Genomic DNA, 20,172 nt, shown 5'->3' on the forward strand with positions numbered 1-20,172 from the left:
CCTTAGAATGGTAAATCTGATTCATCGACCTCAATCGGCCCCTTACTATTAGCAAATGGATCTTCATCTACCCTTGTATAACTTGGCTGGTTGTTATTACTGCCATAATTGCCCTGTGGAGCCCCTTGATACTGTCCACCTGTATTTGTACTAGATTCGTAGTTTGATGTGCCCTGTGAGCCTCCTGTGCCATTTGAACGTGGTTCTAAAAACTGAATGCTGTCAGCTACCACGTCAGTTGTGTAAATCCTTTTCCCGTCTTGCCCTTCATAACTGCCCGTTTGGATTCGCCCTTCCAAACCTATCAAGTTTCCTTTCTTCATGAAGTTAGCTAGATTCTCAGCCTGTTTTCTCCAAGCAACACAACTAATGAAGTCCGCCTGTTGTTCACCTTCGTTTTTAAACGTTCTGTTGACTGCCACTCGAAACTTACATGAGGCAACTCCATTTGGTGTGTACCTTAACTCTGTATCAGCTACTAGACGGCCAACTAAAACGACACGATTTATCAATTTAAAACCTCTTTTCTTTTAGCAATTCCTGCTTGAACATTGTTTTCTAAGTATCTAAGTTGTTGCATAGCATAGTGCGGGCAATTACTATCGCTTAATCGCTTTTGGACATCTTGCAGGACAGGGAGTGGGAACTCATACTCATGTCTAATTTGGTTTATACGTTCTGCTACTTCCTCAATCATGTTATCTCGAGTAACTTCCAACTTATCAGCCATTTGCTTCACCACTTTTTCTCATTCTTTCAATATTTTCTAAGGCTTTTTGTCTTTCAGCCTCGAAATCAATCGTGTTGTTATCAGGCTCAATATCTGGTGTTGGTGGCTCTTCTTTGTTATTACGATTAGCAAACCACTCAGGAACTACCTCTGTTCGACCTTTAGGCTTTTGATAAGAAGATTGATTAGATTGCTGTCGCTTGTTGTTTTTCTCTCTTTCCTCTTTTGCTTGTAACTGCTGATAAGATGTGATCATTTCCTTACGCCAGTTGATTAATGTTCCTTCTGCATATTTAATTTTGTTTCGAGCATTGTTAAATACTGCGTTTTGTAAAGCTGCAAGTATTAAGTCGACATCTTTATAGTCATCTAAGATGTAACCAAGATGTTCTGCAATGGTAGGAAGAACTGGTGTAATGTTGTGATTTGTAAATTCAACTAATCTAGCAAAATCAGATTGAGAAAAAACCGACTGACCACTCTTTTGTTCTTGTTCTTCTTTTTGTTTTTCTTTTTTGTTTTCTTTTTTGTTTTCTTTTTCTGTTTGTTTTTCTTTTTGTCCACGTATCGTATTCAAATAATTACGTAACGTATACGTATCGTAAATTTCATTTTTAACAGCTACAATTATCGAAACATTTGCCTCTGCTCGTTCATATTCAAACTCTTTCAAAGTGTTTATTTTTGCAATTACAGTTTCATAATTGACCGGAATTTCAGGATGTTTTAAATTCCAGAAATCAACTACTTCCTTCAAATCTGTTGTTCCGGATTTCAAATTATTAAATTTGTTGTAAGAGACTACTAGATTAGAAATCTCTGAACCTCCACCGTTTACTTGCGGATTGATATGATCCAGTTCAATATCTTTTAATTGAAGCTTTAAACCTGTGTAGAAGCATCGCTGACCATCTCGCAAAATGATGTACTCACGCTTATTAACATTGTCTAAATCCTTTGGTTTAGATTGCTTAGATGGTTCAGCGTAATTACTAGCACCACTCAATACATTGGTGTACAGTTGCTTCAAACTTTCATTGGGAACGGAATCAACAACGAATTCTAGTAAAGATGAATCTTTAACATCCTCTAATTCACGTCTAACACAGTCCATTATTGGTTTACCTGCTTTTATGAGGTTGTAACGTCCCCAATTACGTATCGCAATTTCCCTAGTTTCTTCGTTGTAACGAATCAATTTATGGTGATCTAGGAAACGTTGCATCAACGCATTAATTACTTCTGGCGAATAACCCAATTCGAACGCCATGTGTTTTTTTGTAATTTGATAAACACCGATTTGCTTCGTGTGTTCATTTGTTAATAAATAAAGGAAAAATAATTTATCCTCTGGTGTAAATTCTTCAATTACTTTGCCGTCTGTCCATAATGATGTATATACATATCGAAATTTAGCCATTTGCCCTCGCCTCTCCTTTTAACGTAATATTCAAATTTTTAACCACAGACTTATTAATAAAACCCATATTTTGAAGCATCAACCACCGCAAATGTTTTTTTATCTGTTTTACCAAAAGCTATTTGGAAAGCGGTTTTTCAAGTTAGGAAATAAGAAATAATTTCCCGGGTAAGCGCAAGAAATGACAAGTTTAGTCTTGCATTCCAGCAACAAGCGACTGATTTTATCATTTTCCTCCGCATTTCTGAAAATCCAAGCGGGCAATAAAACTCTAGTCTGTACATCATTCATCCAATTGCAGCATCTAATCTAGTAGATACTCAATTTCGAATGTACCTTCTAACTTCTTTGTAGCTCGGCAGTATTCGCACTTATCACATCGATGTGGTGTTTTATATCCTAGCTTCGCTTCTATAATGCTTGGTAGCATCGTTTGAACATATTCCTTTTCGAAGTCAAAACGTGTTGTATCAAAGTGTAAAACTGCTTTATCAGGTGGTGTTTCCTTTGTAACTGCCACGATATAAGGATCATAGTAACGCCCTGTATTCTGAAATATGATTTCTCGATAGACCCACATCTGCAGTACATAATCGAAGGCTTGTACAAATGAAACCCATGTATTATATTTCTCGCTCCAGTAACGTTTACGAAGCTCCTGAGTGCTTTTTAAATCACTGAAAAATCCACGGTCATGATTTATGTTGTCGATCTTGATTTTCCACTCTACACCGAACAATTCGCCTGTATAGATGACCTCTTTTTCACCTTGTAAAGCGAACATGCAAAACTCATCATTTTTAATAGTCTCAATCATGTCATCAGCTTTTTCGTAGTCTTTGTATTTGTTACCACGATTGTTATAAATGCTTTGGTGATTTTGTTCTTTAAAGTCAGCAAATACCTCATCACTTTCAAATGCAGCATGTAAATATGAACCCACCATTAATGCTGTAGAGGGAGGACGAGTAAACTCGCCCTTTACCTCTGCCAACGTTTTAGCTTCGCATTCCATAGCACTTTTAAACTGTGATACTGACATGTAGTGCTGATTTGCCTCATTCGAGTGATAGTTCTCGCTGTTCAATTGGAATGTTGTTTGTTGCATCTGGTTTCACCTCTGTTTTTTGCTCGTCTTTAAACGCTTCGCCTAAGCCGCTAGATTGATTTTTAGCATCATCTTTTGGGAACCAATCTTCAACTTTTGACATGCCATCTTTTAAGCTGTTGGCAATGTTAAGAAGTTCTACATAGTCATACTCACTGAAAGAATCAGCGTTGTAACCAAACTTTGTTTCTACCATTTCTTGAGTGACGCGATAATGGTCTTTAAAACCCTTTAACATAGAAGCAATTCGGTCTTTTAATGGACCTTTACTATTACCAGCAAGCGTTTCTGTACATTGCGAAACTGCTTTATCAACAATGTCTCCAGGGATAACACCTAGGATGCAAGAACGTAATCGTCGTGCCCCATCGTTTGCTACTTTTTCGTAAATGTCGCGTGGATCAGTTAATTGCTTCAAACCTTTTTTAGTACCGATTGCATGTTTTACTGTAAATACTTTTTCTTGGCGTACATTCGTTTCAAGGTCCCAGCAAAACGCTTTAGCTACTGATTCACCATTACGCTGCTCTAGCTCTTGGATGCCGTATGATAAGTTACCCCAGTTCTGAGCAATTGCCTCAGCTAAACGGATAGATGGACCTGTTACCTTTGTGCCGCCTTTTGGATAGCTGTACATTGCTGTTTGAGCAAGTGCCGGACGTTTACATGTATCTAATACACGTTGCTCAGCTTGGAATACGTTACGTGGAAACTGTTTCGCCATGAAAATCTGACCTTTAACTTCTTCCATTTCACGAGAAGCACTAGCTTGTGCTAGAGCTCCTCCTTGAAATTGAGGTTGTCCCATTTGAGGATTATTGAACTGTTCTGCTAAGTTACTCATTGAAATTCCTCCTGTAGTGCGCTATAATTGCGCTAAATATTTGATTTGTTTAAACCACTCTGCCAAGTGGTTTATTTTTTTGTGCAAAATGCCGCATTGTAATGATCCTCAAGGTAAGTGTGGATGTTATCCATGTGGACAATATCACCATTTGAAAACTCCATGTAATCGTCGTTGAATACGATTAAACTGCCGTATACATCTCGAAAATCTCTTTTCATTTCTACATAACGGAATGTTGGTATATTGTTTACTGGCTCTATAGTTCCCAATACCATCGGATTTTCTAAAAGTAAGTTCATGCAATTGCCTCCTTCTGCTTTCGTAATACTTCCGCATAAGATGCTGTTACAAAGCTTGTGTAACGCACATTGTCCTCAACAGCTACTAATGTGTAGATGACCCCATAAAATTCACTGATAATGTCGTACTCAGCAAAACGTTCCTCAAATACTTCTGTGTCTAGGTGGACCGTCTGCATTTTTGGTTTAAATGGTGTGATACTCATGATTTGTCACCTTCTTTCTGATGGAATCCCATCAAGCAGTTCACAATGTTTTGGCTAACCAGACCATTTTGAGGAGGATTATGAACTGCTTGACGAGAGCGAGATAACTCGCAAACGTCTTATTTATATGAACGAATCCACTACTGCTTTGAATAAGGCATCTTTTGTACGTTGGTACTTTGGTAATTCCTCATATCGCTTGATACATGGATGTGTTTTTAATTCAGGATCTTTTTTATTTCCATAAACCCACCCATCTTCAAGCTTTTGAGCTAACCAATTTTCGTGCATTTCTTCTGGAGTACGTTCGCTTTCTAAGGCGAACTCGACACCATTTATAGCAGATTCTTTTTGCCAATCTGGAGCTATATCCCATATTGTCTGTGTGAAATCACCTTGGCTTTCACAGTATGCTTTGTTTACGTTGTGACAAATAATTGCGATTTGTTCTATATTCATTTAATGACCTCCATGTGTTATAATTGATTTAGACTAATACCGCACGGCTGTTTAATCACTCCAATGATTAAGCAGCTTTTTTATTGCCAACATGTGATAACAACTGGTACTCCGATAACCAACATCGTTAACGCGGCACCAATACAAAATTTTCTGTGTGATTCTGGCGTTTCATCATCTGATAAGTAAAAATAGTTATCAAGCCATTTCCACAAACTTCTTCACCGCCTCACTTAGTAATCTTCTATCTTGTAAATCTTTAATAGCCCCCATGAAATTGTGTTGATCTTGTAAACGAACTTTTAATCTTTTGATTTCGTGCGTTGTTTTATTGATTTTTCGCATACACTCTGCTGATAAGTGATACTCGTCTCGTTTGTTGTGAATACCAATCGCTACTAACAAATCCTCGTTACAAGCCTCTAACATTGCTATTTCAAGTTTTAACTTTTCTACAATATCCATGAAAAGAACCCTCCTATAAACATTGGTACTGTTTGCATTAATTGAATTGCTGCATCAGCGCTAAATAATGCTGTTATAACTAATTCTTGTGAATTTGTAACTGCTGCTGCTTTCGCTAAAAAACCTGCCTCGCAAGCAATAAGATTTTGTTCTATACGACTAATCGTCGATTGTGTCGTGTGCATCAAATCTCCAAATGCCTCCTGTGAAAGCTTCGCTTTCTTACGGCACTTTTTGATCAGTCCTCCAACATCTAATTCCATATATATTCACCCTTTTTTTATGCAGTTTGCGCATATTATGCGTTCGTTGCATTGTTTCTTTATCAAGTTAGCTTTAATATTGAGATAAGAGGTTGATTTGCCCCAACCTCTTATGATTTCTACTAGATTGGTAGTTTGATATTTTATGAGGCCATTTGCCCTGGCCTCTCCTATTAAATTGCACCTGCTCGTGCTCATATATTTTTAAGACCATTCATTCATAATGATATTTTTAATAGTTTCTTTTGTTGGTCCAGCAAGCCAGATTCTTTTACTTCGTGGTTTGGGCTTTCTTTCAAACCTTTTAATTCTTGGATCACATAACAGATTAGCTTCAAGAAATGTTTTTTTATATCGTGTCTCTCGAATGATGTCATCGATATCCCAAAAAAGAGTTACATCATCTTCGATTTGCTCTTGAATCATATAGCAACCACCTTAGTCAAAAACTTATTAATGAAATAGGATTGCCCTTTACCCGTAATTTTTGAAGTTCTTGAAATGCTAATTTCTCCGCTAGAGTGATAAATTGGTGTTTCTTTGATTTCAAATAAACCTAGCTCCATACTCTTTTGAGTTGGCGTGTTATAGTCAGAACCTTTTCGTTTGATTAAATAGCCATTATCTCTAAGCCATTCGAAAAGTCGCTTTTGTCCTACGTCTATACCGTTTTGCTTCAAGATTTTTGCATACTCACCAATTAGAATTGTGGTTTTACTTGCTTGAATAGCTTCTGCGAATAAAACTTTCGGTTTCTGTTCTTCGACTTTTGCTACCAACATTAGTCGTTGTTTTTCTTCCTCAATCCATTTCTCAGCACGAGTAACTGGATCAGAAATTTCATAAGATGGTCGATTTTGTTCGAGCAGCAGATGTTCCATTTGATTAAATGCTTGAATATATTGCAACTTGAATTGAATTGCTTTCTTTCCTGTGAAGCCCATGGCCAGTAAAGTGAAACCATCTCGGTTCATGTAAAACATACGGTACAGTTGCTTATTTTGGGGATGTTCATACGTCCCTTCATGAAAGTAGTTTTGGGCTTCCTCAATTTTGAGGAGACCTTCGATTTCGCGTAAAACATTGTCATGACGCTTTTCAAATGATTCAGCTATCTGCAATGAAGTGGCCACTGCTTGCCTATTTTGAATGATTACTAATTTCATGTTAATGCCTCCTATGCAAATTGTTTTTCTTTCGGACACAATTTGTGTCCTTTTTTACTAAAAAAAATCTCATCAACTGTAGTTTTATAGTAATCCGCAATTTTTTTAGCTAATTGTAATGAGGGGGTTCTATCGCCTCTTTCAATTGCACCTAACATTTGGGTGGTAATTTTCAATTCTGACGCTATGTCGCATCTAGCCTTTTCTCCCCTTAGTTCAATTAAAGTTTTTCTAGTTTTATTTGACGGCTTCATTTTTTATCTCCCAACTAGAAACATACTGTTTCCTTTTTCTTTATCCTAACGGAAACAATGTGTTTCTGTCAACCATTTTAGAAACTTTTTGTTTCTTTTTTGCATTCACAATAGAAACGCATAGTTTCTACTTATATAATGTAATCGAGAGAGGTGAAATAAATGTTCGGGAAGAATTTAGCTAAATTGAGAAAAGATAGTAAATTAAGTCAATACGAACTAGCAGAGAGAATGAAATTGTCAAGAGGACAAATTGCAAATTATGAGCAAGGTAAACGTCAACCAGACTTTGCAACTTTATTAGATTTCGCGGAATTTTTCGGTGTTTCTACCGATTATTTATTAACAGGACAAGCAACCGGACAACTAACATTATTGCCAAATGAATACGGCATCTTTGAAAATTCAGATAATACAAGGTTTCCAATCCGATTAAAAAAAGCTATGTTAAATAAGGAGATGGATGTAGAGCGCCTTGCGAAAATTCTTGGTGTAAAAGAAGATATAATAAATTTCTATTTAAAAATCCCTACAATAATCTCTTATAAAGAAGAAGAAATGGTACTTTTAGAAAAAATAGCACTTATATTGGATATACCAATGAATCAATTATTAGGAAGAGATGAGCCTAGTGTTTTTAAAACCTCAAAAGACGAAAGAGATATCGCTAAACGTTTAGAAAGTTTCCGTCACGAAATAGAAAATAGTGATGGTCTTGCTTTTGATGGAGAACCAATGTCAGACGAAGCTAAGGAATCACTCATTGAATCTATGGAACATATTTTTAGACAAACACAGAGGATTAATAAGAAATATACACCTAAGAAATATAGAGATGAGTAGTAAAAAACAAAGCATAGCATTGGAGTGATTATATGTATAAACCAAGTCAGCTTAATGATGACTATGTTTTAAAAAAAGTAGATGCTGGAAAGTTTGAAGAAGCATCAATTGAGTTTTGGAAAAACTTCCTACAGAATTATCGAAATTATGTAGAAGAGAATTATCTGGTTTGGTATAAAGAATATCCTGATCCTTTTATATTTATGAAACCTACACATTGGGTAACTATTTTTTATAATCATCACATAGATTTCCATATTTTCAAAAACCCATCAGATGGTATGACGTTTTGTTATCAGCAATTTACAACACTAGGAGAAATGCGAGCTCATGACCGTTTAACTGAGGAACAAAAACGTGAAAAACTGCAACGGATTTTAGGCAAATTTGAAGTACCATTAACAGTTATTCAAATCAAATATGGTTTTATCCTTCCAGCAATAATTCCAGATTCGAACCACGTTTCTGAAGACCCTGATGATTTACCTGAAATGGGACTTATAAAAGGGAGAAATTATGCACAACTTCATGGTGATACGTTAATAAAAGAAAAAAAAGAACGTTTTAATATATTCGGACTAGATGAAATTGTCCATAAAATAAACTCCCCTAGTTTTGAATATGAATTAGGAGAGTCTATAAAAGCATATAAACTAGGGCTTTATTTAGCAGCAGCTTCAACTGCAGGAATTGCTTTAGAAAATATTTTAAGAATTCTAATTGCCAATAAAATCGGGGAAAATGCAATACCAGATAAATCTTACATTTGGAAATCAATAAATGAATTAGATAAAAAGAAAATATTACCTGGTCGTCTTAGAGCAGAAATACTTTCTCAAAGTGAGATACGTAATAGTAATGCACATACTAATGATGACCCTGTTCGTAAAGATACAGTCGAGACATTATACAGAATCGTCAGAGAAATTATTCTCTTGCTTTGATAAAGATTGTTTGATTTGCTCAAATTGACTTAAAAGTACTCCTGCTTCCTGAATTGACCATTCGTTCCAATCAGTTTCTAACGCTGAAATGATTGTTTGGATTTCCGATTTATTTAAAGCTATTAAAGTATAGTTGGAGTCATATATATACATTTTTACTCCCCTCCCTATAGTAAATAAAACTATGTAATTTATTTACTTAGTTGTTCTGATAATAATTCTGAGCGTGCAAATTGAAGGACCATTATTTAATTTCCTTCTACTTTACGCCAAATAGTACTTAAACAAATGAAGTTCCAGTAAAAAAAGCAACAGTCGATCATCTTTATTCGGTTATTGAAGATTTATCCTATTTGCTTTAATTGATTAGACAGCAGTTCAAACTGAGTATATAATTTTCTACTCAATGCTTACGTATCATCACATGAGTTTCCTTCTTTAGGATACCAAAGCGCACGTTGTAAATCTTCTTCTATGGCAATTACTTCTTCTTTACTTAAAGTAATTGTAATGAAATATCTGCCCCCTACTGAGTTACTTATAATAACCAGTATAGAATGAAATGATTAAGAAATGAAGTGATTGAATGTGGATAAAAACACTTATTGAGAAACAAAATATAAAGTATAATACTACGTGCCCATTCAAACTAGCAAAATATTTAAACATCCAAGTAATTGAATATGATTTACATGAAGAAATTCGAGGTTACTATAAATATGATAGACGCAACAAATACATTGTTATTAACAGTAACCTCAGTGAAGAATGGAAGCGAATTGTTTGCGCACATGAATTAGGCCATGCGTTATTACATCCAAGGTTAAATACACCTTTTATGTGCAATCGGACCTTTTTTTCAGTTGATAAAGTTGAAGTACAAGCAAATACATTTGCTGCGTACTTATTAATTCCAGATGAAAATTTGGTTGATTCATACGAGCAAATGACTATCTATGACATAGCTACCTTATATAATGTTCCTGTGGAATTAGCAGAGCTGAAATTTAAGGGGCTATTTTAATACATAAAAAAAGAACATACATTCTCGTTATTGAAAGGAGTGATGCTAACGATTTTCTTCATTATTGTGCCTGCTCGTGCTTAAATCGGGGGAAATCAACATGGTTAGAAAAAAATTCTATAATACAAAAAAAGATTGCATTTACTGGTACAAAGATTCGGAAAACGAAAAGAAGTTTGCATTTCGCTATAAGTACTATGACCGATTTGGAAAGCGAAAAGAAAAATCACAACAAGGTTTTGATACTGAACAAGCAGCTGAACGTGCGTTGATTGAAGTAAAGGCAAATATATTAGACGGAAATGATAGATATGTAGAAAATGCAAATTTAACGGTTGCACAATGGATGGAAATTTGGTTTGAAATGAAGAAAAATGTATGGCGGCCTGGCACGTATATACATTATCAAGAATCTTATATCAATCATATTAAACCACTCATCGGCCATTATAAATTGCAAAAACTCACTAAAATGACTCTTCAAAGAGAATTAATTGATAAATTAGTTTCATATAAGTTAAAACGTGCAACCATTCAGGGGATTTTTAGAGTTTTCAAATCCGCTGTATCCTATGCTGTAGAGGAAGAAATCCTGCCCAAAGATCGCTTTAAGAAAATGGACTTCAGTGCTGCACCTACTGGTGATAAAGATAATTTTTATACTGAAGAAGAACTGAAACAGTTTTTATCATGTGTGAAAGATAATGACCCTACTACTAGATATACAGCTATTCTATCTTTAGCGATGACAGGTATGCGTAAAGGCGAAATGATGGGATTAACTTGGAAAGACATCGATTTTAAAACAAAGTCTATTACTATAAACAAAGCTCGTACAAGAACTGGTCTTGGTCCACCTAAGAGCGAAAATGGTTACCGAAAGATTAGTATAAATGAGGAATTGTATGCTCAACTAAAGATTTATAAAGCCTGGTGTATAAAAAAGAAATGGGAAAACAGCATGCAACATAAAGACGAGGATTTTGTTTTCATTTCTAGGCAAGGTTGCCGTCCAATCGGCTTAACTTATGTCGAGGATGCAATTGATATGATTTGTAATAAGTATGAAGTACGAAGAATATCACCTCACGGATTAAGACATACAGTCGCTTCTATTTTACTCGCTCGCGGTGAAACACTTGTGACAGTAGCAAAAATACTTGGTGATGATCCTAATACTATATTAAAAGTATATGTTCATTCATTTGAGAAGGATGAAATTAAGTCTATTGACTACATGAATCAGTTTGCTAGTGGATGAAATCCAAGTAAAATAGTGTTTTACTAGTAATTTGGGGTACTTTCTGGGGTTCACTTTTTCTAGGACCTCTCCCCTCCCTTATATATCAACGGTTTATTCTTCTTTCCATCCAAATGATATAGTTCGCATGATACACCACACCCATTTGGTCGGTCTCAGCATATCGAATTTCAACTTGTTTCTCACTAACAAACATTTTCTTCACCTCGTCCTACATTATAGCGTAAAAATATTGATTTAGCGGGGTTTTTACTCTATTGATTAAGAAAAAGTAAAAAATCTGTTTTAACAAAAATCAAAAGTTAAATTTAGAAAAACATTTGGTAATAAATTTTAGTTTCCGTTTTTACCCGTTGTACCCCACTTAATTTGGGTACAAATAGGGGTTCACTACAAAATGAGTGGCTTTTTTATCAAGTAAAAATAGTCACTTTACTAATTAGTAACTTTCATTTGTTTATATAACTTAAAAGTAGTTCTCCACTTGTGCTTTAGTCATTAATCTAAAATTCAAAAGAAAAAACGATTCTGCAAAACGCTGCGGCTTTTTTAATGTATAGGTATCCTCAATTTGCACAAATTAATATTGAGTGTATCGCACGCACTTATTAGGTTGTGGCGTTAGTTGACCGTCACGGCCTCCCCTTTTGTTACTTAGGGTAATTCATTCATTTCATATCAGTGACCCTTTAATAGTTATTTTTCTATTCTACAGCTACAATTTAAAATTTTATTTTACTATTATTACATATAGAGGTGCTTTAATTGACTACATTCGGAAAATGCTTATATATCGCATTCTTTGTAACACTATTTTTATTTACTACTGTTTGGGATTATTTTAAAAACGGTAATTTGCCTTTGCTTGAAAATTTTCTCTTTTCCTTTTGGGTAGCAAGTTTTTTATTCATGGCATTACTACTTAGAAGTAAAAAAGATGAAACGGAAAAAAGCTAAAAACCAGAAGCTGATTTGAATATTCTAATCAGCTTTTTTACTGCACATTTTACTCAAATTGTTCAGTAGTTATTCTGTATAAAGCTCACTGTACCAACCACCAAGACATTTATAGTTCCAACAATTAGTAATGACAATCCTGTCTAGGCATCGTTTCCCCCTTCTTTTTAATGCTTCCCCATTCATATTTTGCTGAATATTATAAGAATTATAACTAATTAGTAGAGGTGAAATATGGATTTCAATCATTTACGTTATCTTGCGATAGGCGATTCCCTTACGGTGGGTATCGGTGTTCCGTTTTTGGACCCTGGATTTGTTGAATATTACAGATGTCTAAGCCAGCAAATTTTAAAAAAGCGTATTTTTTATCAAAAACATGCAAGGTCAGGAGCAACGACAGAGGATGTTTTAACTATGCTTAATGCCCCGATTGTGACGGAAGCTGTAAAGTGTGCAAATATCATCTCGATAACAGCTGGAGGAAATGATTTAATAAACGCTGCTAAAGGATTTCTAATCAATAAAAACGAAGAAAGTATATCTCGTGCTATTAAGCAATCAAGAAATAACATCTCAAAAATATTAGAAAGAATTCACCATCTAGACAAACAAGATAAATATATTTTACGGTTACAGAATTTATACAATCCATTTAGCGATATCCCTATAGCAGATGAGGCGATTAGAGCGTTTAATTCATCGATTAACAGTTTTGGTCGGGAATTGAATGTTAAAGTAGCTGATATCTATAGTGTATTTAAGGGAAATGAAAAAGCTTTAATATCATCAGGAGGAGTTCATCCTAATAGTAGGGGATACTATCAAATGGCATTAGCTCTTAGTAAGCTCGGATATTCCCCGTTATAGGGCTAAAGGTGTAAGTATAATCTAATCCTTTTCGTTTTAGGCTGTTTCCTCAAAGATTGTTTTGATATTTCATGAATCGAAAATATTACTTCATTATCCTGTTATTCCCCTTTCTACCGCGCATATTACCGAGAATATAAGATGAAAAACAGATTGGTTATTTATGGAATAATATACTATAATTGAATTGACTTAGAAACAAGAAACCGCTAGAGAGTGTAATTCTTCTCTAGCAGTTTTATATTATTCTGAAAGTTTAATCTTCAACTAACTCGCCCGTTAGCCATCCATGAAGCGCAAAAAACAGCTCTTCACCACAGAAAATGAAAGATGATTAAGTTCTTTCATGGGAGTTAAATAAGAAAAAAAGAGCTGCCTATGCAACTCAATGATCTTCAAGTAAAGCCCCCGTTAGCTTAATAACTGGTTGATTGAAAGGGAAATTATTAGTATCGCCATTACTATTATCAAATATGAAAAAATGGATTTTTTGTCTTTGCTAAAATCTCGTATCCTATTCACAAGTATATTTATAGATATTAATATGATAGCTATTTTCGTTAAGTTATCGAAAGTAAATCCAAGTATCGCTAGTAGTAATGCGATGATAGCAATAACAATTTGTATCTTATCTAACTTATTAAAAGTTCTTTTCACCATTTCTCCTTTCCGCCTTCACTTGCCAAATATTTCACCCTAAAATACAGTTAATTCCTTAAACTAACCTCCCTCTATAAACATTGATGTATCAACGGTTTCCACCATTCCGTGGTGAAGAAAAAATAATTTCCTACTTCATTTATAAACAGTGTTTTGAATTTATAGTTATAATTTACAAGCTAGGTGTACGCTTCGCTAAAACTAATGTAAATCATTAGCTTTTTTATCCACTATGTGATGCACAATGGATCTCTGCGATACTTATGACGACGTACCCTCCCATGTCTCTTAGCGTCATTTGCGCTTACATTCCTTCGTTCGGTCTATTCATAAGGCTGAGGCCTGCTATGCTGCTCCGGAGACTCATAGTCTGAGTTTAGTTATTTTGCTGGCTTCTCCGTGTCATCCTTCTTTTTATAGTTCGATGAAAGAGTTGATTACGCTGCCTCTACGAGACAGTAGAGGTCCTTCATCATATGTTGCTCGTTAAAAAAGACTTTCTTTTTGCATATGCCATGTAATACCTTCAGTAATTTACCACAGAGTATCACCATTGACTGCTTCCCCCGTAAGGGATTTTGTTGTCGTGTTGTGTAGTATTCATGAAGCTGTTTAAACGCTTCGTTATGACGAATTAGCGGTACTATTACTTTGAATAGGGTGTTTCTGAGCTTCTTTCGTCCTCGTTTAGAGATATGTTTTTGTCCCTTATGTTGACCGGACGAGCTCTCACGTAATGTTAATCCCGCTAGTTTTATAAGTTGGCGTGGATTTTCATAAAGTGCGAAGCATCCTACTTCTGATAGTAAATCAACGATTGTCGCATCTCCTAAACCAGGAACTGAAGCCAATATTTCATACTCCATTGTTGTTTGTGCCATTTCTGCTAATTGATTATTAACAGTTTCAATTTCAGTTTCTAATAACCGATACTGACGTAAGAGCGTGGCGATTTCATGTTGGGCCATCTGTGTTCCTTCTGTCAGTCCGATAGAGTTTTTCGCGGCTTCAATAAGAAGCTTAGCTTTCGGTAACTGTGGGGCTCTCATTCCCTTCACCTGTCGGTAAAGAAAGACCAGCTCGTCAGCTGTTTTCTCTTTAATATCTTTTGGTAATGGCGTCATTTCTAGTGTTGCAAGTGCCATCTTCCCGAAATTAGGAAAAACTTGAGTAAACTCTGGAAAGTAGCGATCAAGCCAACGAATGATTCGGTTTTTGATACTAGCCAAATCCTCCGTCAATTTTGAACGAAGAGTAGAACCAATACGAAGCTCAGCTTCAATGTCTTTCAGTATACGTGGATAGCTGAAACGTCCATCTTTTAATAAGCGAGCGATGACTAGTGCATCTTTTTTATCGTGCTTTGTCGGTAAGTTATCATCTAGTTCTTTCGAACGTCTTACGTGCATTGGATTCACCATGACAAGTGGGATTCCGTATTGATCTAAGAAATAGGCTAAGTTCATCCAGTAGTGGCCTGTAGGCTCAATACCTATTATTACTTCAGTTTTCTTAGCTTCCTTCATCGTTTGAAGAATCTTTTCATACAAGTTTTCGAAGCCTTCTTTCGATTGATGTACCGCAAAAGCTTTTTCTATTACTCGCCCGCGTTCATCGACAAAGCATGCGTAATGAATACGCTTTGCAATATCCATACCGACAACGAGTGTATTTTCAGTAACTTGATTAATTTTATTATTCCATTTAGAATGCATAAAGGAGTCCTCCTTGTTTGATGATGGGTCAATGGTCGTTGACACTCATGCATCATACTAGAGGGCTCCTTTTCTTTCAAGACCTCGAACATCCTTCAAACAGGAATGCTGCTTCGTTAATTGAATAGCAACAATCTTTTCGAACACAACTGCTTAATCAAAGAGTTTTTGTTATTATATCAATTTCTAAATTGTAACCATTCGACTTAAAATAACTATTAAATTGATGTTGGTTTGAAAAAATCGGTAAATCTTTAATATTCTCTTTTGGCATATCTGTTTCATCACCGTTTTTTAATACGCAAGTATACAAATCTTTCATTTTCACACCTTCTTTTCAAGAGTAATCCCAGTATTAATTAGAGGTCGTTTCCTCAAAGATTATTGCTTCTGGTTTGGCTATCTTATTCAACTAAAGCCTCCGCTAGTTCAAGAAGAAAATAGTTCTTTCTATTGCGTGATAAGATATTTTTCTTTGGAAATTGGACTTAATTCACTCCACACTAAGAAAAGCATTACTGTTGTTCAGTAAAGCCACCAGTTATTTGAGTAACGAATCATTACTTCACTTTTTTTATGAGATTTAAAACCCATCTTATAACTCCAATCAACAGAATGAGAACCCCATTAGCTAATGTTATAAGTCCTAAAAATGCTCCACCATAGCCTGCACCTTCCCCCGTTCCTCCAGAACTCCAATCATAAAAATGAAGAAATAAAGCACCACTTGAAAAACCGATCAATGGAGCAAGTACCATCATAATGATGCCTGATAGCATAAGATTTAATTTTTCTTTTCTAAACAATGTAAAGAAAACAACATTAAGAGAGATTAAAATTAAGATATACAATGTCAAAATTAAATCTTCCATAATATCCACCCCTTATTTACTTTACCATAAATAACCATCACCCTTGTTGAACTATTCTGCACCGTTAGTTGAATAACAACAATCTTTTCGAAAACAGCCTTGTTTTAAGTTATTTCTTATTATTTTTCTAGCAAGAGGCTGAGCATCATTGTCAGCCTTTTGCTATTTAATAAAAAAAGTTTCTTGTGCTTAGATACACCTTGATGAACCATATCAAATTCAGTTCTATTTGGTCTACATACCGATAGCTTTGCTCAGTCACTTTTCGAATTCTTAAAGCTTCCTTTGCTACGTATTCTTTCACATATTCACTTAACCTTGGTAAGAACCAAATGAATTAGTGTTAAAATACGCGTTTCATTACACGTATTTCACACAATTATAGTCAGGAAGTTACTGTGAAAATAAATAGATATAGATATAGATTGATGAATAAAGGTGTTGAAGGGATTAAATTAAATCCTCTTTTTAAATGGAAAACTCTTCTTCTCTTCATATTGCTCAGTATTCAATATCTTTGCTATATATAAATGGTCTTTTTATCGTTTATAATGTAAGTTGAATAATCATTAACCGGATTTTTACACAAATTCAGTAAAGAATTAAAAAAGCAGGAGGTATTTATGAATATTGACTTATTAGTAAATCGTCCAGAATATATAGAGGATGTAGCAAAATTAGTCTACAAGGAATTTGTTGTACCAACTAGCAGTAAGAAAACATATGAAGAAGTGGTCGATTTTTTTAAAGAAACATATGCAAATGAACTTCCAATTACTTTCATAGCGAATGTAGATGGTTAATGTGTAGGAACAGTATCCGTATTTGAAAACGATTGGAAAGGAAGACCTCAGTATAAACCTTGGTTAGCATCTTTATATGTTGAACCATCATATCGAAGTCAAAAAATAGGGTCTTATTTAATCGACGACTTGCTAAAACATATGAAAAAATTAGGATATACACACGTATTTTTAAAGATAGAAAATGCTTCAGCTTACTATGAAAAAAGAGGCTGGGAGCACATTGAAACAGTTCTAGATGAACAAAATGAAGATGTCGATATTTTTAAATATAAATTATTGAAATAACTAGGAGAGATTATTTAAAATTTCGCTTTCAAATTGTAGTTAGGGCATTGTTATATAAAGAGTAAATTTAACAATGCTCCCCACCTTCCTAAACAATTCCTTCCAATTATTCACTTACCCTATCTGTGCAAATAAATTTAATTTATTTTCTTTTATTTTTCCCAAATTTCTCATTACCACGTTTAAAATTACCCGTAATTTTAGCTAACAATAACTGTACTGCAGTTATATTATCTTCAACTTCATTGATTCTTACGATAAGACGCTCGGCGTCCCTATCCTTTACAATTTTAATTTGTTTACCTTCGTAATATATTACTACCGTTCCCTTTTTCGTTATTTGATAAGAAAATGGTTCTTCATCTAATCTGTTTCGTTTATCTATTTCGCTCACAACACCGTCTCCCTTATTCTTTTAGTTTCAAACATTATATTCAAATAAATCTGTTGGTTCACTTGTTTTCTTTATAATTTATGTATCTGGTGAAATAAATAATGGTTTCTCTTTTCACTGCAAACCGTAAAAGGATACCAATTCTGAGCTGTAGTGTATGTAAACTCCGCAGCTTTTTGCAGTAGAACCACTTATATTTTCCTTAGTGTTAATCCACTTGTGTAAAAAAAGCTTTTGTTTTTCATTCATTTACTTTAATATCGATAAGGGCACCCCAAAAAAAGAGATAGAGGTGCTAAAATGTACGGTATTATTAATTATGAAATGTTTTTATTAACAGGGATTTTACTAAATCTAATCCCTGGTGCGGACACCATGTATATTGTTGGTAGAAGTATTTCACAAGGTAGAAGAGCTGGTATTTTTTCTGTGTTTGGTATTATTACTGGTTCCTTAGTTCATACGTTATTAGTTTCTTTTGGCTTATCGCTCATACTTACAAAATCTATTGTATTATTTAATACCATTAAAATTATTGGTGTCATTTATCTCGTTTATCTAGGGATTAAAATGATACTGGATAAGTCAAACATAGGTTTCCAAGCGTCATCTAATAAATTAAACTTAAGAAAAATTTATATACAAGGACTTTTAACAAGTCTAACGAATCCAAAAGTTTCTTTATTTTTTATTGCGTTTCTCCCGCAGTTTATAGATGTTAAGGCATCAGGTCCTATTCCTTTTTTAATTTTAGGACTTACTTTTACAGCGACTGGACTACTATGGTGTTTATTTGTTACTTATTTCTCTTCGTACGTTACTAAAAAACTAAGAGGAAACCAAAAGGTAGGGATGATCCTGAATAAGATAACTGGAATGATATTTATTGGTATGGGGATTAAGTTGCTTCAAACGAAAGCCCCTCATTAAATTTGTATAACAATGCCCCCTATTAACAATGTTATATTGAATTTAAAGTAGTTTACTTTTATTGAACAGTCCTTTCAAATTTGAAGGGACTGTTTTTTTATTGATCCATTCTTTTTACTGCACATTTTCCTCAAATTATTCATTAGTTTAATGTAGCATGTGACAACGCTACGGCTTTTTTTATAAATCTATTTCACAGGCAATTCACTATACAAACATAGCTATCACATCATAATAATAGTAAGGTAAAGCTAATTTAGCCTTACACCTCCGAAACTTTTTTCTAAGGGTCACTCCTATCCCAAGTGACCCTTTTTTATTGTCTTATCCCACAAAAATATATTTTTTAATGCCTATAGCTGAATAGTTTAACACCCCACTCCTTTTCTACAGCTTACATATTATAGATTGTAGAAAGGAGGGATATTTTATGGGATACTACGGAAACGTTGGTGGTATAAATAATGGATGCTACTATGGTGGCGGAAATGGTAATGGTTCAACATTTGCCTTAATTGTTGTTCTATTTATACTTTTAATTATTATCGGCGCTACTTTCATGAATAGAGATAGAGAGTATTAACATTTCCGATTTAAGGGTCGCCGCCAGTCTGGTGACCCTTTTTAATTACTTTCCTCAAATCGTTCAGTATCATCTACCTTGTTTCATAATTTTGAACAGTTTTATCTATCATCATCGGCTCATCTATAGTACCCAGATGGTTTTAAGATTTACTAAAATTCTTCAGTAATTGTCTGTACTATACATACAATTTTCGGTATATTATGATATACCGAAAATTTTGAAAGGGGTACATATTTTGGATACAAACAATATATACATCAGGAATATGACTGATAATGATTATGATTTAATGGCCAAATGGTTAAGTACAAAAGAAGTTTTAGAATTTTATGGGGATATAAATTCACCATTTACAATAGAACAAGTAAGGAAAAAATATGAACCACGTGTTCGTGGTGAAATCCCAGTTTTTCCTTTTATTGTTGAGTTAGACGATATCCCCAATAGGATTTATGCAATACTATAAACTTCAAGAAGAAGAACAAAAAGAATTAGGATATTTAAATAATCAAGTGATTTTGGGAATTGACCAATTTATCGGTATCCCTAAACTGTATAATAAAGGCTATGGAACGATTATGGTTAGTAAATTTATTGAACTCATTATTAACATTACTGACGCTGAAATAATAATATTAGACCCTGAAGTTTCTAATGAAAGAGCTATTAGATGTTACGAAAAATGCGGGTTTTCAAAAGTTAAAAAAATTAATAATGAAAGTGCTTTGTTAATGGAATTGAAAAATACTAAAATCTAACTCTATATTATTATTCAACGCACAATTCCTTCTAAATATCCAACCTACTT

General features: G+C 34.4%; 29 protein-coding genes and 1 pseudogene. 11 read left to right on the forward strand and 19 right to left on the reverse strand.

Annotation, left to right across the window (positions count from 1 at the left end):
• Positions 1 to 2: 2 nt before the first annotated feature.
• The 14 genes from ssb to ABH968_RS23035 form a co-directional block, all read right to left on the reverse strand.
• The gene (gene ssb, locus ABH968_RS22970; RefSeq protein ID WP_370047779.1) at positions 3 to 512 is read right to left on the reverse strand and encodes a single-stranded DNA-binding protein; all 510 of its coding nucleotides are present in this window, start codon (positions 510 to 512) and stop codon (positions 3 to 5) included.
• The gene (locus tag ABH968_RS22975; RefSeq protein WP_370047781.1) at positions 509 to 730 is read right to left on the reverse strand and encodes a DUF6877 family protein; all 222 of its coding nucleotides are present in this window, start codon (positions 728 to 730) and stop codon (positions 509 to 511) included. The genes ssb and ABH968_RS22975 overlap by 4 nt, the downstream gene beginning before the upstream one ends.
• Positions 723 to 2,150, reverse strand: coding sequence for a DnaD domain protein (locus ABH968_RS22980; protein WP_370047782.1), 1,428 nt, complete (start codon positions 2,148 to 2,150; stop codon positions 723 to 725). Before ABH968_RS22980 ends, ABH968_RS22975 begins: the two co-directional genes overlap by 8 nt.
• A gap of 304 nt (positions 2,151 to 2,454) precedes the next feature.
• Positions 2,455 to 3,258 carry a PD-(D/E)XK nuclease-like domain-containing protein gene (locus ABH968_RS22985; RefSeq protein ID WP_370047784.1) on the reverse strand — a complete coding sequence of 268 codons (804 nt, stop codon included), beginning with the start codon at positions 3,256 to 3,258 and terminating at the stop codon, positions 2,455 to 2,457.
• Entirely contained in the window at positions 3,209 to 4,102 is an 894-nt protein-coding gene (locus ABH968_RS22990; protein WP_370047786.1) for a hypothetical protein, read from the reverse strand. Before ABH968_RS22990 ends, ABH968_RS22985 begins: the two co-directional genes overlap by 50 nt.
• 71 nt (positions 4,103 to 4,173) lie before the next feature.
• Positions 4,174 to 4,404 (reverse strand): YqaI family protein, encoded by a 231-nt coding sequence (locus tag ABH968_RS22995; protein WP_370047787.1) that lies wholly within the window; start codon positions 4,402 to 4,404, stop codon positions 4,174 to 4,176.
• A complete protein-coding gene (locus ABH968_RS23000; RefSeq protein WP_370047789.1) occupies positions 4,401 to 4,610 on the reverse strand; it encodes a hypothetical protein in 210 nt (69 codons plus the stop codon). Before ABH968_RS23000 ends, ABH968_RS22995 begins: the two co-directional genes overlap by 4 nt.
• A gap of 123 nt (positions 4,611 to 4,733) precedes the next feature.
• Complete coding sequence (locus ABH968_RS23005; protein ID WP_370047790.1) at positions 4,734 to 5,069, reverse strand: RyR domain-containing protein; 336 nt, start codon at positions 5,067 to 5,069, stop codon at positions 4,734 to 4,736.
• Between the two features lie 80 nt (positions 5,070 to 5,149).
• The gene (locus ABH968_RS23010) at positions 5,150 to 5,284 is read right to left on the reverse strand and encodes a hypothetical protein (RefSeq protein ID WP_370047792.1); all 135 of its coding nucleotides are present in this window, start codon (positions 5,282 to 5,284) and stop codon (positions 5,150 to 5,152) included.
• Positions 5,268 to 5,534, reverse strand: a complete 267-nt coding sequence (locus ABH968_RS23015; protein WP_370047793.1) for a hypothetical protein — start codon at positions 5,532 to 5,534, stop codon at positions 5,268 to 5,270. Before ABH968_RS23015 ends, ABH968_RS23010 begins: the two co-directional genes overlap by 17 nt.
• The gene (locus ABH968_RS23020) at positions 5,522 to 5,797 is read right to left on the reverse strand and encodes a helix-turn-helix domain-containing protein (protein ID WP_370047794.1); all 276 of its coding nucleotides are present in this window, start codon (positions 5,795 to 5,797) and stop codon (positions 5,522 to 5,524) included. The genes ABH968_RS23015 and ABH968_RS23020 overlap by 13 nt, the downstream gene beginning before the upstream one ends.
• A gap of 204 nt (positions 5,798 to 6,001) precedes the next feature.
• Positions 6,002 to 6,223 (reverse strand): hypothetical protein, encoded by a 222-nt coding sequence (locus ABH968_RS23025; protein ID WP_370047796.1) that lies wholly within the window; start codon positions 6,221 to 6,223, stop codon positions 6,002 to 6,004.
• Positions 6,220 to 6,963 carry a phage antirepressor KilAC domain-containing protein gene (locus ABH968_RS23030; RefSeq protein ID WP_370047798.1) on the reverse strand — a complete coding sequence of 248 codons (744 nt, stop codon included), beginning with the start codon at positions 6,961 to 6,963 and terminating at the stop codon, positions 6,220 to 6,222. Before ABH968_RS23030 ends, ABH968_RS23025 begins: the two co-directional genes overlap by 4 nt.
• A gap of 11 nt (positions 6,964 to 6,974) precedes the next feature.
• The gene (locus ABH968_RS23035; protein ID WP_370047799.1) at positions 6,975 to 7,217 is read right to left on the reverse strand and encodes a helix-turn-helix transcriptional regulator; all 243 of its coding nucleotides are present in this window, start codon (positions 7,215 to 7,217) and stop codon (positions 6,975 to 6,977) included.
• Positions 7,218 to 7,379: 162 nt separating this feature from the next.
• Between ABH968_RS23035 and ABH968_RS23040 the strand changes: the two genes are divergently transcribed.
• Together ABH968_RS23040 and ABH968_RS23045 are read left to right on the forward strand one after the other, a co-directional pair.
• Complete coding sequence (locus tag ABH968_RS23040; RefSeq protein WP_370047800.1) at positions 7,380 to 8,060, forward strand: helix-turn-helix domain-containing protein; 681 nt, start codon at positions 7,380 to 7,382, stop codon at positions 8,058 to 8,060.
• Between the two features lie 32 nt (positions 8,061 to 8,092).
• Entirely contained in the window at positions 8,093 to 9,004 is a 912-nt protein-coding gene (locus ABH968_RS23045) for a hypothetical protein (RefSeq protein ID WP_370047801.1), read from the forward strand.
• On the opposite strand, the gene ABH968_RS23050 is transcribed toward ABH968_RS23045, so the two are convergent.
• Positions 8,966 to 9,157 carry a hypothetical protein gene (locus ABH968_RS23050; protein WP_370047803.1) on the reverse strand — a complete coding sequence of 64 codons (192 nt, stop codon included), beginning with the start codon at positions 9,155 to 9,157 and terminating at the stop codon, positions 8,966 to 8,968. The two genes, ABH968_RS23045 and ABH968_RS23050, sit on opposite strands and share 39 nt — an antisense overlap.
• Before the next feature lie 433 nt (positions 9,158 to 9,590).
• Between ABH968_RS23050 and ABH968_RS23055 the strand changes: the two genes are divergently transcribed.
• The 3 genes from ABH968_RS23055 to ABH968_RS23065 all read left to right on the forward strand — a co-directional run bounded on the left by ABH968_RS23055 (position 9,591) and on the right by ABH968_RS23065 (position 13,116).
• Positions 9,591 to 10,028 (forward strand): ImmA/IrrE family metallo-endopeptidase, encoded by a 438-nt coding sequence (locus ABH968_RS23055; protein ID WP_370047804.1) that lies wholly within the window; start codon positions 9,591 to 9,593, stop codon positions 10,026 to 10,028.
• A gap of 100 nt (positions 10,029 to 10,128) precedes the next feature.
• Positions 10,129 to 11,289 (forward strand): tyrosine-type recombinase/integrase, encoded by a 1,161-nt coding sequence (locus tag ABH968_RS23060; RefSeq protein ID WP_370047806.1) that lies wholly within the window; start codon positions 10,129 to 10,131, stop codon positions 11,287 to 11,289.
• A 1,191-nt stretch (positions 11,290 to 12,480) separates the two neighbouring features.
• Complete coding sequence (locus tag ABH968_RS23065; RefSeq protein WP_370047808.1) at positions 12,481 to 13,116, forward strand: GDSL-type esterase/lipase family protein; 636 nt, start codon at positions 12,481 to 12,483, stop codon at positions 13,114 to 13,116.
• 1,097 nt (positions 13,117 to 14,213) lie between these two features.
• Here the strand turns inward: ABH968_RS23065 and ABH968_RS23070 are convergent.
• From ABH968_RS23070 to ABH968_RS23080, 3 genes are all read right to left on the reverse strand, one after another.
• Positions 14,214 to 15,491, reverse strand: coding sequence for an IS110 family RNA-guided transposase (locus tag ABH968_RS23070; RefSeq protein WP_370047809.1), 1,278 nt, complete (start codon positions 15,489 to 15,491; stop codon positions 14,214 to 14,216).
• 157 nt (positions 15,492 to 15,648) lie between these two features.
• Positions 15,649 to 15,813, reverse strand: a complete 165-nt coding sequence (locus tag ABH968_RS23075) for a hypothetical protein (protein ID WP_370047810.1) — start codon at positions 15,811 to 15,813, stop codon at positions 15,649 to 15,651.
• 238 nt (positions 15,814 to 16,051) lie between these two features.
• Complete coding sequence (locus ABH968_RS23080) at positions 16,052 to 16,363, reverse strand: inner-membrane translocator (RefSeq protein ID WP_370047812.1); 312 nt, start codon at positions 16,361 to 16,363, stop codon at positions 16,052 to 16,054.
• 623 nt (positions 16,364 to 16,986) lie between these two features.
• Between ABH968_RS23080 and ABH968_RS23085 the strand changes: the two genes are divergently transcribed.
• Complete coding sequence (locus ABH968_RS23085; RefSeq protein ID WP_370047814.1) at positions 16,987 to 17,166, forward strand: hypothetical protein; 180 nt, start codon at positions 16,987 to 16,989, stop codon at positions 17,164 to 17,166.
• 15 nt (positions 17,167 to 17,181) lie between these two features.
• Positions 17,182 to 17,454 (forward strand): annotated as a pseudogene (locus tag ABH968_RS23090) (GNAT family N-acetyltransferase); the annotation flags it as partial.
• A gap of 142 nt (positions 17,455 to 17,596) precedes the next feature.
• On the opposite strand, the gene ABH968_RS23095 reads toward ABH968_RS23090, so the two are convergent.
• A complete protein-coding gene (locus ABH968_RS23095) occupies positions 17,597 to 17,848 on the reverse strand; it encodes a hypothetical protein (protein WP_370047815.1) in 252 nt (83 codons plus the stop codon).
• Positions 17,849 to 18,148: 300 nt separating this feature from the next.
• Here ABH968_RS23095 and ABH968_RS23100 point away from each other — a divergent pair, with 300 nt between their 5' ends.
• The 4 genes from ABH968_RS23100 to ABH968_RS23115 all read left to right on the forward strand — a co-directional run bounded on the left by ABH968_RS23100 (position 18,149) and on the right by ABH968_RS23115 (position 20,122).
• The gene (locus ABH968_RS23100; RefSeq protein WP_370047816.1) at positions 18,149 to 18,778 is read left to right on the forward strand and encodes a LysE family translocator; all 630 of its coding nucleotides are present in this window, start codon (positions 18,149 to 18,151) and stop codon (positions 18,776 to 18,778) included.
• Positions 18,779 to 19,208: 430 nt separating this feature from the next.
• Positions 19,209 to 19,361 (forward strand): YjcZ family sporulation protein, encoded by a 153-nt coding sequence (locus ABH968_RS23105; protein WP_370047818.1) that lies wholly within the window; start codon positions 19,209 to 19,211, stop codon positions 19,359 to 19,361.
• 238 nt (positions 19,362 to 19,599) lie between these two features.
• Positions 19,600 to 19,830: a GNAT family protein gene (locus tag ABH968_RS23110; RefSeq protein ID WP_370047820.1), complete on the forward strand. Its 231-nt coding sequence runs from the start codon at positions 19,600 to 19,602 to the stop codon at positions 19,828 to 19,830.
• Positions 19,817 to 20,122 (forward strand): GNAT family N-acetyltransferase, encoded by a 306-nt coding sequence (locus ABH968_RS23115; RefSeq protein ID WP_370047821.1) that lies wholly within the window; start codon positions 19,817 to 19,819, stop codon positions 20,120 to 20,122. The genes ABH968_RS23110 and ABH968_RS23115 overlap by 14 nt, the downstream gene beginning before the upstream one ends.
• The last annotated feature ends 50 nt before the right edge of the window (positions 20,123 to 20,172 follow it).

This window comes from Lysinibacillus sp. RC79, assembly GCF_041262405.1.
Taxonomy (GTDB): domain Bacteria; phylum Bacillota; class Bacilli; order Bacillales_A; family Planococcaceae; genus Lysinibacillus.